The sequence below is a fragment of the Citrobacter sp. wls827 genome (assembly GCF_005280875.1).
In the GTDB taxonomy this organism is placed as follows: Bacteria; Pseudomonadota; Gammaproteobacteria; order Enterobacterales; family Enterobacteriaceae; genus Citrobacter; species Citrobacter youngae.
In genome coordinates this window covers 26867-41169 of sequence record NZ_SZWR01000003.1, presented here as the reverse complement: position 1 = coordinate 41169, position 14303 = coordinate 26867, and the positions used below count along the sequence as shown (strand labels likewise).

12 protein-coding genes and 1 tRNA gene are annotated in these 14303 nt (G+C 46.5%); all 13 read right to left on the bottom strand.

What is annotated here, in order from left to right; translation table 11 throughout:
• Nucleotides 1-146: 146 nt before the first annotated feature.
• The 13 genes from FDX03_RS02965 to proB all read right to left on the bottom strand — a co-directional run bounded on the left by FDX03_RS02965 (nucleotide 147) and on the right by proB (nucleotide 14296).
• Nucleotides 147-222 (bottom strand) — tRNA-Thr (locus tag FDX03_RS02965).
• A gap of 165 nt (nucleotides 223-387) precedes the next feature.
• A complete protein-coding gene (locus tag FDX03_RS02960; protein WP_061067350.1) occupies nucleotides 388-852 on the bottom strand; it encodes an isoprenylcysteine carboxylmethyltransferase family protein in 465 nt (154 codons plus the stop codon).
• A 192-nt stretch (nucleotides 853-1044) separates the two neighbouring features.
• Entirely contained in the window at nucleotides 1045-2493 is a 1449-nt protein-coding gene (locus tag FDX03_RS02955; protein ID WP_137345471.1) for an EAL domain-containing protein, read from the bottom strand.
• A 341-nt stretch (nucleotides 2494-2834) separates the two neighbouring features.
• A complete protein-coding gene (locus tag FDX03_RS02950; RefSeq protein ID WP_137345470.1) occupies nucleotides 2835-3308 on the bottom strand; it encodes a hypothetical protein in 474 nt (157 codons plus the stop codon).
• Entirely contained in the window at nucleotides 3283-4014 is a 732-nt protein-coding gene (locus tag FDX03_RS02945) for a winged helix-turn-helix domain-containing protein (protein ID WP_137345469.1), read from the bottom strand. The genes FDX03_RS02950 and FDX03_RS02945 overlap by 26 nt, the downstream gene beginning before the upstream one ends.
• A 144-nt stretch (nucleotides 4015-4158) precedes the next feature.
• Entirely contained in the window at nucleotides 4159-4854 is a 696-nt protein-coding gene (locus FDX03_RS02940) for a fimbria/pilus periplasmic chaperone (RefSeq protein WP_137345468.1), read from the bottom strand.
• Nucleotides 4851-6467, bottom strand: a complete 1617-nt coding sequence (locus tag FDX03_RS02935) for a fimbrial protein (RefSeq protein WP_137345467.1) — start codon at nucleotides 6465-6467, stop codon at nucleotides 4851-4853. The genes FDX03_RS02940 and FDX03_RS02935 overlap by 4 nt, the downstream gene beginning before the upstream one ends.
• A gap of 4 nt (nucleotides 6468-6471) precedes the next feature.
• Nucleotides 6472-8964, bottom strand: a complete 2493-nt coding sequence (locus FDX03_RS02930; protein ID WP_137345466.1) for a CS1-pili formation C-terminal domain-containing protein — start codon at nucleotides 8962-8964, stop codon at nucleotides 6472-6474.
• 58 nt (nucleotides 8965-9022) lie between these two features.
• On the bottom strand, nucleotides 9023-9700 hold the full coding sequence (locus FDX03_RS02925) for a hypothetical protein (RefSeq protein WP_115600906.1): 678 nt from the start codon (nucleotides 9698-9700) through the stop codon (nucleotides 9023-9025).
• 52 nt (nucleotides 9701-9752) lie between these two features.
• Complete coding sequence (locus FDX03_RS02920; protein WP_115643841.1) at nucleotides 9753-10340, bottom strand: common pilus major fimbrillin subunit EcpA; 588 nt, start codon at nucleotides 10338-10340, stop codon at nucleotides 9753-9755.
• Between the two features lie 596 nt (nucleotides 10341-10936).
• Nucleotides 10937-11656, bottom strand: coding sequence for a Crp/Fnr family transcriptional regulator (locus FDX03_RS02915; protein WP_061067344.1), 720 nt, complete (start codon nucleotides 11654-11656; stop codon nucleotides 10937-10939).
• Nucleotides 11657-11927: 271 nt separating this feature from the next.
• A complete protein-coding gene (proA, locus tag FDX03_RS02910) occupies nucleotides 11928-13181 on the bottom strand; it encodes a glutamate-5-semialdehyde dehydrogenase (RefSeq protein ID WP_061067343.1) in 1254 nt (417 codons plus the stop codon).
• Nucleotides 13182-13192: 11 nt separating this feature from the next.
• The gene (proB, locus tag FDX03_RS02905) at nucleotides 13193-14296 is read right to left on the bottom strand and encodes a glutamate 5-kinase (protein WP_003031373.1); all 1104 of its coding nucleotides are present in this window, start codon (nucleotides 14294-14296) and stop codon (nucleotides 13193-13195) included.
• Nucleotides 14297-14303: the final 7 nt, after the last annotated feature.

Sequence of the window (14303 nt, the reverse complement as noted above, 5' to 3'; positions counted from 1 at the left end):
AAGGGAGCGGCTGTCGCTGCTCCCTTCTGGAGGAAGGATAGCGGTAATACAGAAGATTTATTTGAGTACAATGAGATGATGATGACATCAAACGGCCTGGGCCTGGTACAGGAAATGGGAAAAATCAGTCCGAGGAAATAGAGAAATGGTGCCGATAATAGGAGTCGAACCTACGACCTTCGCATTACGAATGCGCTGCTCTACCAACTGAGCTATATCGGCCCTGATAAGGACATGCCCACGAATGCGAACACGGGGTAGAAGGTTAAAACTAACCGGGCGATGCGTCAATGGCCTTGTGAATCAAACGCCTAATTTTGCATCATCCGGTTTCAATTACGCACGAATCGTGTCGTGACAGGAATGCTTGTACCCGGTCGGGTATGACTATAGCCAGCGGCGAACCTGTCGCTCAAAGCGATCCCATTCCAGCCCGAAATGTTTTCGCAATTGTTCCTCTTCAAAATCAATATGCAATCTGGCAACCGCCAGCATAAACAGCGGTACAGCCACTACGCCAGCCGGACTGCCGATGAACAGAGCAAAGGCTAGCTGGAGTCCGCTCATACCAAGGTAGATCGGGTTGCGACTCCAGGCGTAACATCCGCCGGTAACAAGCGTGGTCGATTTATTTGCATGAAGCGGGTTCAGGGTCGTACGTTTCATCCGCATTTGCCATGCGGTATGCAGTATCATCCACAGACTGACACTGGCCAGTAATGCGCTTATCACGATATTTACCGCGCCAAATGTGAAACGTGAGCTCGCCGTCAACGCATCGGCAACGAGGAAAAGTACTAAGATGAGTGGCGGCGGAAACCAGGCCCTTAATTTTTGCAGGAAATGACGCATGGCTATGGACTAACCTCGGAAGCGGTTTGATTAACGCTGATACCGTTATAAATACCCTGTAAAAGACACATAAACAAACGATGCTTCATTCACCACAGGCTTTCGCCTTCACCAGACAGGCAGGATCTGTAGCACTAACCTCTGCAAAAATACCGGCATCAGAGGCATCCGCCCCTGATGTTCCCGACAGGTTTACGCTGAAAAAGTTGAATCCGACGCTGATTCAAACAACCCTACAGACTGCTTGTAAAAACGCATAAAATCATCAAACATCACTGGCGGTAAAAATTGATAGCCCTGCAGGTAATCCACATTATTTTTCCCCAACCATTGCTGCTGATAGCCATATTCAACGCCTTCCGCCACCATGCGTAATCCCAGGAGCCCGGAAAGATGAATGATTGACTCGAGCATAGGGATATGTTGCTCAGCTTCTTTAATAGCCTTGATGAAAGTTTTATCAATTTTGATAACATCCAGGTCTAACTCATTGAGATAGCAGAGGTTAGCGTATCCCGTCCCAAAATCATCTAAAGCAAACAGAACTCCTCTGTTTCGCAACGATCGTATCAGCTCTTTGATGGCTGGAGTGATAGTGAGAGTCTGATTTTCGGTTATTTCAATCATTAATTTTATCGGTAGTCTTTGCGTTATCTCCATAAAATTAAGGCATTCCCAATAAAAAACGGGATTACTTAAACCTGATGGACTGACATTAAAGGAGACGAATAGTGTTTTATTTATCCCTTCGCTTCCGTCGACCAGATTACGCGCAACGGTGGTCATTAAATAGCTCGTTAACTCATTCATTAAGCCACTTTTTTCAGCCAGAGGTATAAACTCACGCTGAGAAATCGCATAATTATGGCCCTGTGGCCATCGAGCCAAAACCTCAACGCCACAGACGTCCCCATTGATATTTACGATGGGCTGAAAATAAGGAATGATTTCTTCATTCCTTATTGCCATACTCAGTCGACCAGAATCTGAGACATCATATGCTTCGCCGTAAATTACATTCTCACCAGAATAATTGTTTGTCGGGTAACCTTCATGCAATAAATTATTCCTGGTTAAAAAAATGATGGTTTCATTAAAATGAGAAAATCCCAGGCGAGCGGTTATCCGTTCCCGATATCGATACACTGACTTAGTTGTTAGTGAGTTAGCAATACAAAAATCGTGCAACTTTTCTTTTGTGAATGATGCATACAACATTTCCTCTTCAAATTCAGTCAAATGAAAAGTAAACATCGTCGAACCTTTAGTGACCTCCACAACCTCATTGGGTGCCATTAAATTGGCTCTTAGCTGAGAAATCAATTGATCAGATAATTCTCGTCCATTAATGAAAGCATACTCCTCGTATCCTCGATTAACAGAACGAGTTTCATTCATCCGAAGAACAATACAGTTTATGTTGATAAACTGCGTGCTATTTCTCTGAAACCATTTCCTGACCAGGAGCAATGGTAACCGGTTATCGATCACCAGCAAACAGGACGGGTGTCGTGGAATAACTGACTGCGTACCAGAAATAAATGTTCGCGCATCAACCAGTACCAGATTTGGCAGCCATGCTTTTATCCCTGAGAAAAGAAAAATATCATAACTGAGCAGAAAAACCTTTTTCATATTCATAGTTACCACCAACTTAAATTTATGGCATAGCAGGTCCCTCGTTATATACACGAGAGAATATACAACACCTTCAGCCTCCAGCAATTATAAGGCGGTTCGTGAACTAACTTTATCCATAAGTCATATCACGTAGTTTCAGATTTTATAATCACAATTATCCATATGCGTATTCCCATTAAATGGTAAATCCATTTTAAATATCGAAAAAGGAAAATTCCTAATTTTCACCAGTACAAATCCTTTTACTCATTTTCACCACAAGACAAAATAAAAGACTACAAACATAAGAAATAACAAAACATAAAACCACAAAAATCAAAATACTAACATATTACCTCGATTTATGCTGCCCGACAAACCATGAGCGTACGTCGCAGATCTCTTATCGCATAGACATTTCCGGCGATACGGATGACCTTATAATAGAAAATATCCTGTTGAGACATAAGCAGTTCTGTAATTTCATCGGGAACATTATCATTTTTGTTTTTGACGATAGCCTGGCGACGAGTTTGCAAATATCCGTCGCGGTCTTTGCCAATAAAATTCAGAACAACATTACGATCTACAGCATAGTGCTTACCTTGAATATTAAGGCTCCCTACCTGGGATACCCGCCCTTCGGTAGCGGAAGAAATACGAAAAACCAACAGAACTTCACCTTCAATTTTTACCCCCTGAGTTTGCGCCTGCAAATGAAGGTAATTCTTGGCAGAGCAGGTCAACGTCTCAGGTTCTTGATGGCGATAAAAAAAGTATGCTGTTATCACAGCAAGAAAGATCGCCCCGCTAATAAAGATAATTTTCGCATTCACGGGCAACCCCTCCTTTATCCAGCGTACAGATCCCCAAAAAATTCTCTTTAAGATTATTACCTGCCGATAAATTATTATCATCATAAAAAACAATTGTTTTCTTGCCATTATGACAAATTGTATTTACTTTTCGCCACATATCAGAAGATAAAAATTCCTTCGTTTTATCAGCATTATTGTCATCGGCAGTATAAAGTTCACAATCACCTATTGCCCTGATATAGATAAAATTCGTGGTACCTGAGTTAAGAGCTGGCAATATCAAAACCGCGCTCCCAAGAAAAGCGAACAACAAAATGAACAGAAGAATATTTTTGCGTTTCGGTGTTGCGGGTGAATTCACCGTTTCTGTTACCGAACGAACAGGTACATCCCTACTGAAAGATGACTGTTCATCATTGACCGAAGCATGGAACAAAAATCCCTGCCGGGGCAACGTTTCAATGGGGTTTTCGGCCCCCAACTCACTAAATGCTTTTCGCAATATACTGATACTTTTATTAAGGCTATGACCCGATGGGGCCATGCCATGCTTCTTCCATACTTCTTCTATGATAAACTCACGGTGGAGTTGTTGATTTTTATAGGCAATGAATAGCTCAAGTAGTCTCGCTGTAGATGCCGAAAGGATTATTGTAGTATCGCGATGTTTCAGGCTTTTTCTGGTGGAATCGTACTCAACCTGATCATTAATTATACTTTTCATACTACCTGACTCTTAAATACCGTGACATGGAGTACAAATGACCAAAGTTTCATCTGTGCCAAGCTGATTACTGCATTGTATAAAGATAGTTACAGTATAGGTTCGATATCTAACCATGACATATCGGATCAGACTCAATACTTACTATTGATTGAGTTTGAAGCACCCCTGACCCACTGGAATGTATTTCTGCAACGCTACGATAAACTTTCGGTTTTTAGTTTTCAGCTCGCTGCTACGCCAGGTTTCACCCGGCAACACATAATGCATGGTGGCTTCATCATCGGTTGAGTTGCACCCCTGATGTACGATGATTTTAAAAAAAGTATTCCCGGTGTTTTTCAATGTTCCGTTAGCCTCATCAATGGTGTAGGCCAGATTTATGTTTCTCGGGCGAACAACCAATATGGTGTCCATAGCGATCACCGGGAGAGCCTGCCCGCCTTTCCCTTGATTACGTTCAGTAAACAGCGTGATCGGCATTTCACGAAACAGAATTCGGTAATAGCGTTCTTTATCATCCTGCGGCCCACGGTAGAAAATCTTAAAAAACTCACTCGCCTGCGGAGCCAGTGAAAAATTCAGCGGAGTAAACAGAAGTTCGCCTTCAGCAATAGCACTCCTGTTTTCTCCTCCCGGTCCCGGCTTATCAATTTTTACTGCGCCGATACTGTATAAATTCTGTTTCTGGCTATCGTTATAGATTCGTTTACTGATAAATGATTTATCCGACGGCATCTCATAAATGGTCGACTCCAGGTAGACTGCCTGTGTAGAGAATGCTGTCAGACCGGAAAGTAGAATAAATACCCATCTAAGCGCCAGACGACGGCGGTTCATGGCGTCACTCCCACCCAATTCGCCGTGACTTTTATCTCTCCACTAGCGCTGACGACACCTTCCCAGTCAGCGCCGGAAACGGTTAACATCGAACGCGAATCATTCATTGAGAAAAGCAACTTTAAATCAGTAGCATAATAGCTTCCATCGTCATTGTTATTTGCGTCCCAGGGCGTCTGTTGCCACTGCGCATCTCTCATACTGACTGCCGCTTCACTGCAGCTATTTCGTTTTTGCACCACGCCCCCCGACTGACTGTTGTACTGCAGAAAAGCGGGAATGGGGACGGACAGCCCGCCTTGCGCAGACGTAAACAGACAGTAGGGCACACTGTTTATCGTCGTACTTTCCCCAATAACTTGCGCGGTGATACTGTCGGCCTGACGGGGGCCTGAGACGGTTACGGTGTAATCCATTTCTATAGGAGCGGCATCACCAATCGTGCCACTACCGCTCGCAGAAGCTGTGTTGTCCGAAGAGACGATACTGATCCCATACTCCTTCGGCACAATATTAAGCTGTAGCGAAGGGGTAAACTGGTAGTGTCCTGACTCTGGTGTTAAGCCATTATAAAAGCCGAAGGTAAAGGGCTGACTGTTAGTAATGCTGATCCCTGAATCGACAAGATTCTTCAAAAATGCTTTTGACAGAAAAATATAAATGTATTCTCCAGAGGTCGTAAAAACGTTGTAATAAGCAGTTGAAGTACCATAGTTATACCAGTTTGAACCATTCCCGGAGTATCTCACGGTGGCCGCTCCGGGCGTAAAACCTAGCATCGCCGTGTCGACAAAAGCGCGAAACGTCAAGGAGGCGGTCAGATTGGCCGTTTGTTGCAAGTTATAACTCACCATTTTGCAAATCACACCGTCAGTACCGCCCACCACGCCAAGTTCGCAATAACCAGAGTCTTTGGTGATGCTCGGCGTACCATCGCTGGCAACCCAAAGCTCCTGAAATGCGTTAGTCGAGACAAGTGACAGATGACCGCGTTTAGTTAACGTGTAATTGACGTAATTCCATGATCCTGTCGATTGGTCTTTGCACCGTTGCCCGGAAGAATAATCATAATTCACAGAAGTATAACAGCGGTTGAACACATAGGTTTCGCTGCTACCGGTAGGCACATTGCGAAAGTACTCATAAGCAGTATCGGTCAGGGAAGCGAATCCGTAGGCGCCACCAATAACGCCTGCGACAGAGCCGACCTGCGCATGATAAAAACCGTTTTTGTCTGTGCCCAATCCGGCAATAAACCCGGTTGATGGACATTGAGTGCCACTATAACAACGGATTCCCCGGAAAGGCCCGTTAATCGGGGAGTTATCAATCCACATGTCCTGATAATAATGTCCAGGCGCAGTCCAGCCGACAAAACCTAAATACCCGAGACTGACCTGAGAGGTACCGTATTTTATCCACGTGTTTGATCCGCTGAAACGTGGATCAAGTGCCGATGGGGTAATAAAGTATTCACTATCAATGGCATTTTCGATAAACAAATAGTTATTACTGACTGAGCCGGAAGAGATTGCATTCAACGCCAAAGCAGGCACAGGTGAAAAACTCCCTACGGTACAGATTACAGTAGCTAATTTAATCAATACTTTCATTTTATTACCTCTGCGCCATCGTGGTTTGCGTTGCACATTTCACATCACCAATCCACGCTGCGCCCCGTGCTTTTTCCAAATCAAGATCGGCTTCGCATATGCTGCCATTGGCTGAAATTAACGTGATGACCGGATACTTTTTATCGATATCAATAGCAAACTCACCCTTTTCATCCGTACGCGTTTTACCGATGTGGTTATGGATATCGGTATTTGCAGCCAACTGCCCATCGGGATAACGAATGCGCCCGAATACGGTGACCATGCTTTTCACTTCAGGGTTGATAACACCCACATTACCCGGATATAGCGTCAGCTCCTGTTTGCGTCCTGAAACAATATCGAAGCTGTCCTCAGAGTTTTTATCATTGAGGATTTCCAGCTTGTACTGAGCATAGGGCGGCAGTGCAATGAAATTTGATTTACCGCTGAGAAGATAGTTGCGGTTATTAATCTTCGCAGCCAGTTTCCCTTCGCCGGTCAAATCTGTTTTCACAATGATGCCAGACCGCTGCCGCTCTTTACTCAGGCCGAAATCTTTACCTGCCCACGCCAGAGAACCCTGGGAAGAGAAGTTCATATTGGTGGAGTTGTCAGCAGAACGCGTTACCGATACGGTGCCGGCGTTATATTTCGTGTCATAACTCAAATTGCCGTTTACCGAATAATTATTGTCGTAATACTGTTCACCACTCAGACGCGTTGATGCCGACAATCCGACCGATTTAATCGGGCCCTCAGCATACTGCTTGCGCGCGCTGAGATTACCCTGAGTACTGCCATAGCGATCCCGGGAGACGCCCATGCTCAACCAGGATGCCAACGGCAACGATAAATCCAGACTGACATAACGTTCCTGTCGCCCATCGTCATTCCGGTTGTTGTAGTAATAACGCTGAATACCTGCACGCAACCCAACCGTGGCATACCTGCCTGAATAAAGGGTCGTGCTGTAGTCCAGATTACGATATTTATTTCCCGAGTAGCGATTCTCCGTCTGACTCACGGTGAGCGAGCCGCCATGAGGAATAAACTTTCCGAGGTTAAGAGTCCCGCCAATGGAATAATTATCACGCTCCTGCATGGGCAGACGATCGCCAATTTTACTGTCTTCACGAGATGCCCAAAGGGAACCGTATCCCTCAGGTACATTAAGGTTGATGTTACTGATATTTCGCCATGACGAATCGTTCGCCACCAGCGTCTGATTGCCAATGCTTACGTATTCATTCACATTGAGCGTGACATCCGTTTCATTAACCGCATTGTTGTCAAAACCGTAGAGCGTGGACTTCAGGCCCAGCCCCGACAATATCGCCAGCGTCACCGATGCGGCCCCCCCGGCAATCCAGGTCTGCTCGCTGCCCAAATCCTGATAATGATTTCGCTTATAACTCACACGGTCATAATCCAGTGAACCACCAAACAGCTGCCACGAGAGCTGATCAATCCCGGCAGCTTGCTGGCGGGCAAAGATTTTATTAACCCTGCTGATACGACTATTAATTGTCCGGCCATTGACGACGATATCTACCGTGACGTCATAAACACCATACGGAAAACGACTGGTATCAATTTCATAACTGCCCATATTAAAGTTCTGCACGCTGAGCAAACGCCCATCACGGAAGACATGAACCTCGCCAGCGGCTGGCAAAAATACGGTAATCGGCGTGAGTGAAAGCGCGGTATTCTCAACAACCGTACTTCCTTTGTTTCCGTAGCTCACACCGTAAATTTTCCCGCCATTCAGTGCATTCAGGCTGGCAATAGACTGGACATTCCAGGTGTCGAGCATCCCGAGCGCCAGTCGATAACCGTCATAATCACGCTCATACATCGCACGATAGAGTTTGCTGGTGCCGTTGCTGTCGCCGATGCCGTAAAACGAACCGTTAATGTTGATATGGTGCTCACGCTGCGATGTTGTGTTGTCAACCGTCAGATAGCTGCGGGTACTGCTGCCATTATGATAATCGTTGTAGTAGGTACCAAAGTTATAGTTCAGGACGTTAGAGAGAGACTCCACGCTGGAAGGTCCAAGCAGGCTACTGCGTGCGACAATCGCTTCAGTTAACGCATCTTTGCTGACAATCATCTCCAGGTGAAATGAAGAGACGTTGAGCTGCAGGCATGCATTGTCCGATAGCTCGATATTGGTGTTATCGTGAAATTTCACATCACGAATTTTTTCTACCAACGCACGAGTTTTTCCAGATAACACGGCATTATTAGGCAATTCAGCAAGAGTCAGGGCTTTAACTGTAATATTGCCATCAACAAGCGAAATCACCGCATCGGCAATTTTTTGCTGACTTTTCTCGTCAGTCTCGTTGTAACGAATATATACCGGCACCGTCATTCCCTGCTCCAGTGAACGGGCGAAAGCACTGGGAATAACGTAATTACCCACTTTTACTGGGGCTGCATGTGAAGTTCCTGGTGTCAGCGCAAGAAAAAGACAAATGCTACCGCCGACAATATTTATTGTTGTCATATGCATCCTTACATTCCGGTATTTTTATTTATCCCGTACAGATGGCTGCAATCGACCATCACTTCACTGTAATAAACTGCTTACCGTGCCAGATACCGATGCGTGAACGGCTATTGCTGATGTCGGTAAACTGTAATTTTATTTTCGTACCCGGCATAATGTAATAACGTTCGCGACAACCTCGTCCCTGATCGCGAGCCTTGTCTTTGCAAGCGCCATAGGCGATCACACGAAATGAAACATTGCCGGTATTGGTAATAACATCGCCATTACGGCTGTATTCAAAACGCTCTTTGCGCGGTGCGACCACCAGAATAGTGCCAATTTCTGCCGACGCTGTTGCAACCGCCATTTTATTCGCCCGGGTTTCCACGCTCTCGGTGACCGGCTCATCTATCCATTGCAGACGATAATAACGTTCGAGATCATCTGCTGGTCCTTTATAAAAGAAGCGAAAAACATCCTTTGCCTGACCAGGAAGAATAAGATTGGCAGGTGTAGAAAGTAACTCTCCGGAATTAACAGGCTTTATTTCGACTCCCCCCGCCAAAGGTGATGACAATTGTTTTACCGAAACACTGACATAACGCGCCGCATCAGTTGTATTAGTAATTTCTTTCGATAATGAACTCTCAGCAGAAGTCATTATCGATGTGATTTCACCCACATTAATTGCCCATCCGGGAAAAGATGCTACTAACCCTACCAACATCGCTGTCGGTAAATATTTTTTCATGACGCCATTCCTGATAAATTCGGGAGAAAAAATTCTCCCGAATTTTTATTACTTAGGCAGACGGAGTCGTCCAGGTTGCATTAAACTGTACTTTTACATCGCCGGTCCAATAGCCGTCTGGCAGAGCAGAGTAATCCGTTACTGTCTGGCTACCATCAGAAGTCGCTGACGCGATGGTGAATTTGAAGTTGGATTGATCGCTGACACGAGCAGCACCGTTATAAGCGCCATCAGCCATCAGGCTTTCAAGACCAGAAGTCGAACTGGAGTTAACCAGGACAGTATCTGATGAATTAGTCAGCGCGGTGCCATTCCATGCCACCCCTACGTTCAGGGTAGACGCATCGCCACTGGCGTTGGTCAGCGTGTTACTAATGATCTGAGCAGTCAGCTCAAAATCAGTTGCCGTTTCCTGACCCTGAATAGTCACATCAAAAGCACCGTCCTGAGAGTTGAAGGCGTTCAGTCCTTCAGCATACTGGAAAGTCAAAGAGTTCAGCGGAGTGACAACCAACATGCTGGTGGTATCTTTTGTTGCCGTCGCGTCCCACGAGGCAGTTGCAGAAGCAGTAACGTCTGCCATTGCATTTGCTGCAACAAATACAGAAGCCAGAGAGGTTACTAATAATAATTTTTTCATTTTTATCTTCTCCTAAGAACAAACTCACCACCGAGTCTTATTTTTAAATCACTCCAGCGGTTCCATTAATTGCGAGCCAGAATTGCCGCGCCCCAAAATTATCATTTGAATTAAGTAACATCTCAACAAACCCTGAAACGCAAAAATTACAAAAAACTAAGAATTTTCCCACCAAAAAATCTATCTAAGAAGTTTCCTAAGACGCAATTACTTAAAATATGCCATGTTTCAGAATTATCACCCACACAAATAAGTAATACCAAACAATTCATCTTTTTTATGTTTTTGATAAATATCAAAAAGATCATACAAATAGCACCTAAGCAAAACCCTTACAAAACATAAAGATAATTAACACCTCCATATTTTCTCTATAATGCTTATTATTTGTTGCAATTATGCTAAATTTTTAACTTCACAAGAAAATTCTCATAAAATATTCATATATGAGGGAATATTCTTATAAAATAAGCACTAAGCTGGAGGATTAGTATTCGAATTGATAATTATTTCACAAAAATAAAACCAGGAACTTTCCATATAAAAAGAATATTCCTGGAATATCAAGATTTATATAACGTTCAACCATGAGAGATTTAGCTGAAACCTTTTAATCCCAAATAACTATTAAGTGTTACCGTACGCACTCGATGTAGGGTAATCAAATTTTGTTGTTCGAGGGATTTTAATGAGCGGCTAACGGTTTCAATTTTAAGGTCAAGATAACTGGCAATTTCCTCCCGGGAGAATGGCAAGTGTAGCGTCGTTTCTGGCCTGCCAATACGTAAATGCATCTCGTAAAATTCCACCAGAAAAGCAGCGATCCTGGCCTCAGCATGTTTATTCGCATAGCGCCGCAGTTTTTCAACAATGAATCCATTGTCCCTGCAGAGAAACTTGATGACTGCGGCAGCAACCGACGGATCCTTTTCTGCTACTTTGAACAACCGCGCAATATCGATATGACATACCTCCGCAGCCGTTGCCGCCTTAATCGTTGTCAGGTACTTCCCCCCTTCGACAGCATCCAGCGCCATGATATCTCCCGGAACATAAAAGCGACTGATAAAATCGTTATCACCGCATTCCACGCTGGACTTGCAGTATCCCTCGTGAATAACAAAAAGCATGTTTGCGGCTTCATCCTGCCTGGCGAGTATCTCCCCTGCTTTAAACCTTCTTCTTTTGTCTATTAATCGGTGTTGATTATCACGATCAATTGCCGCTCCCTTTGGACACAGCGAACAATGGCGGGGGGGAAACGGGTTGCCGAGCGGCACAACAGGAATGCGATGTTTGTGAATATCCGATTTCACGCAACAACTCCTCATAAAAATGAGACTGATTCTAATAGATCGGGCCATGGGAACAATACGTGAACTGAAGACCAGGAAAATTCATGCTGGCGGGGAAAATTCTGTGATACATCGCCTTTATGGCGCAGGGACGCATGGGTCAAAACCAGACTGATGATGTTAAAACGCAGGATAGAAAAAATGTGGCAGTGGAGTGAAGGTTAGAATTAACTGGGCGATGCCTTAATAGCCTTGAAAATCAGAGTGCTATTATGGCATCGCCCGTTTTCAATTACGCACGGATCGTGTCGTCGCCGAAGCCAACCCATTTGTATGTAGTCAGTGCTTCCAGCCCCATTGGGCCACGCGCGTGTAATTTTTGCGTGCTAACTGCCACTTCCGCCCCGAGCCCAAACTGACCGCCATCGGTAAAACGGGTGGAGGCGTTCACATACACAGCGGAAGAATCGACTTCATTCACAAAACGATCGGCGTTGCGCAGCGTACGCGTCAGAATCGCATCGGAATGCTGAGTACCATGCTCACGAATATGGGCAATGGCATCATCCAGACTGGTGACGATTTTCACGTTCAGATCCAGCGATAAAAACTCATCGTCATACTGTTCCTCTTTTACCGCTACGACGTTTGCCGGTCCGGCCTGCAACGCGGCAAGCGCAGCATCATCTGCATGAAGCGTCACGCCGCTTTCTGCCATTTGCTGGCTTAGAGCAGGCAGGAAGCGCTCAGCGATACTCTGATTCACCAACAGTGTTTCGACAGTATTACACGTGCTCGGACGCTGGGTTTTGGCGTTAACGATAATCTTCAGTGCCGGGGCGATCTCCGCCGTGTCATCTACATAGATATGACATACGCCAATACCACCGGTGATAACCGGGATAGTCGACTGCTCACGACACAGCTTGTGCAGGCCCGCGCCACCGCGAGGGATCAGCATATCGATGTACTTATCCATACGCAGCATTTCAGTGACCAGCGCACGATCCGGGTTATCAATCGACTGCACCGCGGCAGCCGGTAAACCGCAGGCTTGCAGCGCATGCTGGATCACCGCAACAGTGGCGGCGTTCGTCCGGTACGTCTCTTTTCCTCCGCGCAGGATCGCCGCATTGCCGGTTTTCAGGCACAAGGTAGCCACATCAACGGTGACGTTTGGACGCGCTTCATAAATCACGCCAATCACGCCCAGCGGCACGCGACGACGCTCCAGACGCAGACCGCTATCCAGCAGACCACCGTCAATCACCTGCCCGACCGGGTCAGCGAGATTACACACCTGGCGTACATCGTCAGCAATCGCTTTCAGACGCGCTGGCGTCAGTGCGAGGCGATCAAGCATCGCTTCGCTCAGGCCATTTTCACGCGCCTGTTCAACATCCTGTGCGTTCGCGCTGAGGATGCTTTCCGTTTGCGCTTCCAGTTCATCAGCAATGGTTTCCAGCACGCGGTTTTTTTCGCGACTGGAGAGTAGCGCCAGCTTATATGACGCAGCTTTGGCAGCAATGCCCATTTGTTCCAGCATATGCCTGTTCCTTAACGGGTAATCATATCGTCGCGATGGACAGCAACCGGACCGTATTCGTAGCCCAGGATGGTGTCGATCTGTTGTGAGTGATGTCCGGCAATACGGCGCAGCGCATCGCTGTTATAACGTGTAACGCCATGGGCAATATCGCGCCCTTCCAGATTGCAGATGCGGATCACTTCACCACGAGAGAAGTTGCCTGTCACGCTTTTAATCCCTTTTGGCAATAATGAGCTGCCGCGCTCCAGAATCGCTGCGGTAGCGCCCTCATCAACGGTAATTTCCCCGGCAGGCGGCGCGCCGAAGATCCAGCGTTTACGGTTCTCCAGTGGAGAGGCCTGAGCATGAAAACGCGTCCCAACGGAAACGCCTTCCATCACGTCGCCAATCACGCCCGGTTTGCTGCCTGCGGCAATTATGGTGTCGATGCCGGCGCGGCAGGCCACGTCGGCGGCTTGTAATTTTGTTCCCATCCCGCCGGTTCCCAGACCAGAGACGCTGTCTCCGGCAATGGCGCGCAGCGCATCATCAATACCGTGCACGTCTTTGATAAGCTCCGCCTGCGGATTGGTGCGCGGATCGGCGGTAAACAGCCCCTGCTGATCGGTCAGCAGCAGCAGCTTATCGGCTCCGGCAAGGATCGCCGCCAGCGCCGAAAGATTGTCGTTGTCACCGACTTTAATTTCAGCGGTCGCCACCGCATCGTTCTCATTGATGACCGGAACAATGTTGTTATCCAGCAGCGCGCGCAGCGTATCGCGGGCGTTGAGGAAGCGCTCTCTGTCTTCCATATCCGCACGCGTTAGCAGCATCTGCCCGATATGAATACCGTATATCGAGAACAGCTGTTCCCACAGTTGAATCAATCGGCTCTGCCCTACCGCCGCCAACAGCTGTTTCGACGCTATCGTTGCCGGGAGCTCAGGGTAACCAAGATGCTCACGTCCGGCGGCAATCGCGCCCGAAGTAACGATAACAATACGATGTCCTGCAGCGTGGAGCTGTGCGCACTGGCGAACCAGTTCTACGATATGGGCGCGGTTCAGGCGGCGCGATCCGCCCGTTAACACACTGGTGCCAAGTTTTACCACCAGCGTCTGGCTGTCACTCATGATTCTC

Bases quoted from the DNA above. Each gene is read 5' to 3' on its own strand.
- proB (WP_003031373.1), bottom strand. From the start codon at position 14,296: ATGAGTGACAGCCAGACGCTGGTGGTAAAACTTGGCACCAGTGTGTTA.
- FDX03_RS02960 (WP_061067350.1), bottom strand. From the start codon at position 852: ATGCGTCATTTCCTGCAAAAATTAAGGGCCTGGTTTCCGCCGCCACTC.
- FDX03_RS02945 (WP_137345469.1), bottom strand. From the start codon at position 4,014: ATGAAAAGTATAATTAATGATCAGGTTGAGTACGATTCCACCAGAAAA.
- FDX03_RS02935 (WP_137345467.1), bottom strand. From the start codon at position 6,467: ATGAAAGTATTGATTAAATTAGCTACTGTAATCTGTACCGTAGGGAGT.
- FDX03_RS02920 (WP_115643841.1), bottom strand. From the start codon at position 10,340: ATGAAAAAATTATTATTAGTAACCTCTCTGGCTTCTGTATTTGTTGCA.
- FDX03_RS02955 (WP_137345471.1), bottom strand. From the start codon at position 2,493: ATGAATATGAAAAAGGTTTTTCTGCTCAGTTATGATATTTTTCTTTTC.
- FDX03_RS02925 (WP_115600906.1), bottom strand. From the start codon at position 9,700: ATGAAAAAATATTTACCGACAGCGATGTTGGTAGGGTTAGTAGCATCT.
- FDX03_RS02930 (WP_137345466.1), bottom strand. From the start codon at position 8,964: ATGACAACAATAAATATTGTCGGCGGTAGCATTTGTCTTTTTCTTGCG.
- proA (WP_061067343.1), bottom strand. From the start codon at position 13,181: ATGCTGGAACAAATGGGCATTGCTGCCAAAGCTGCGTCATATAAGCTG.
- FDX03_RS02940 (WP_137345468.1), bottom strand. From the start codon at position 4,854: ATGAACCGCCGTCGTCTGGCGCTTAGATGGGTATTTATTCTACTTTCC.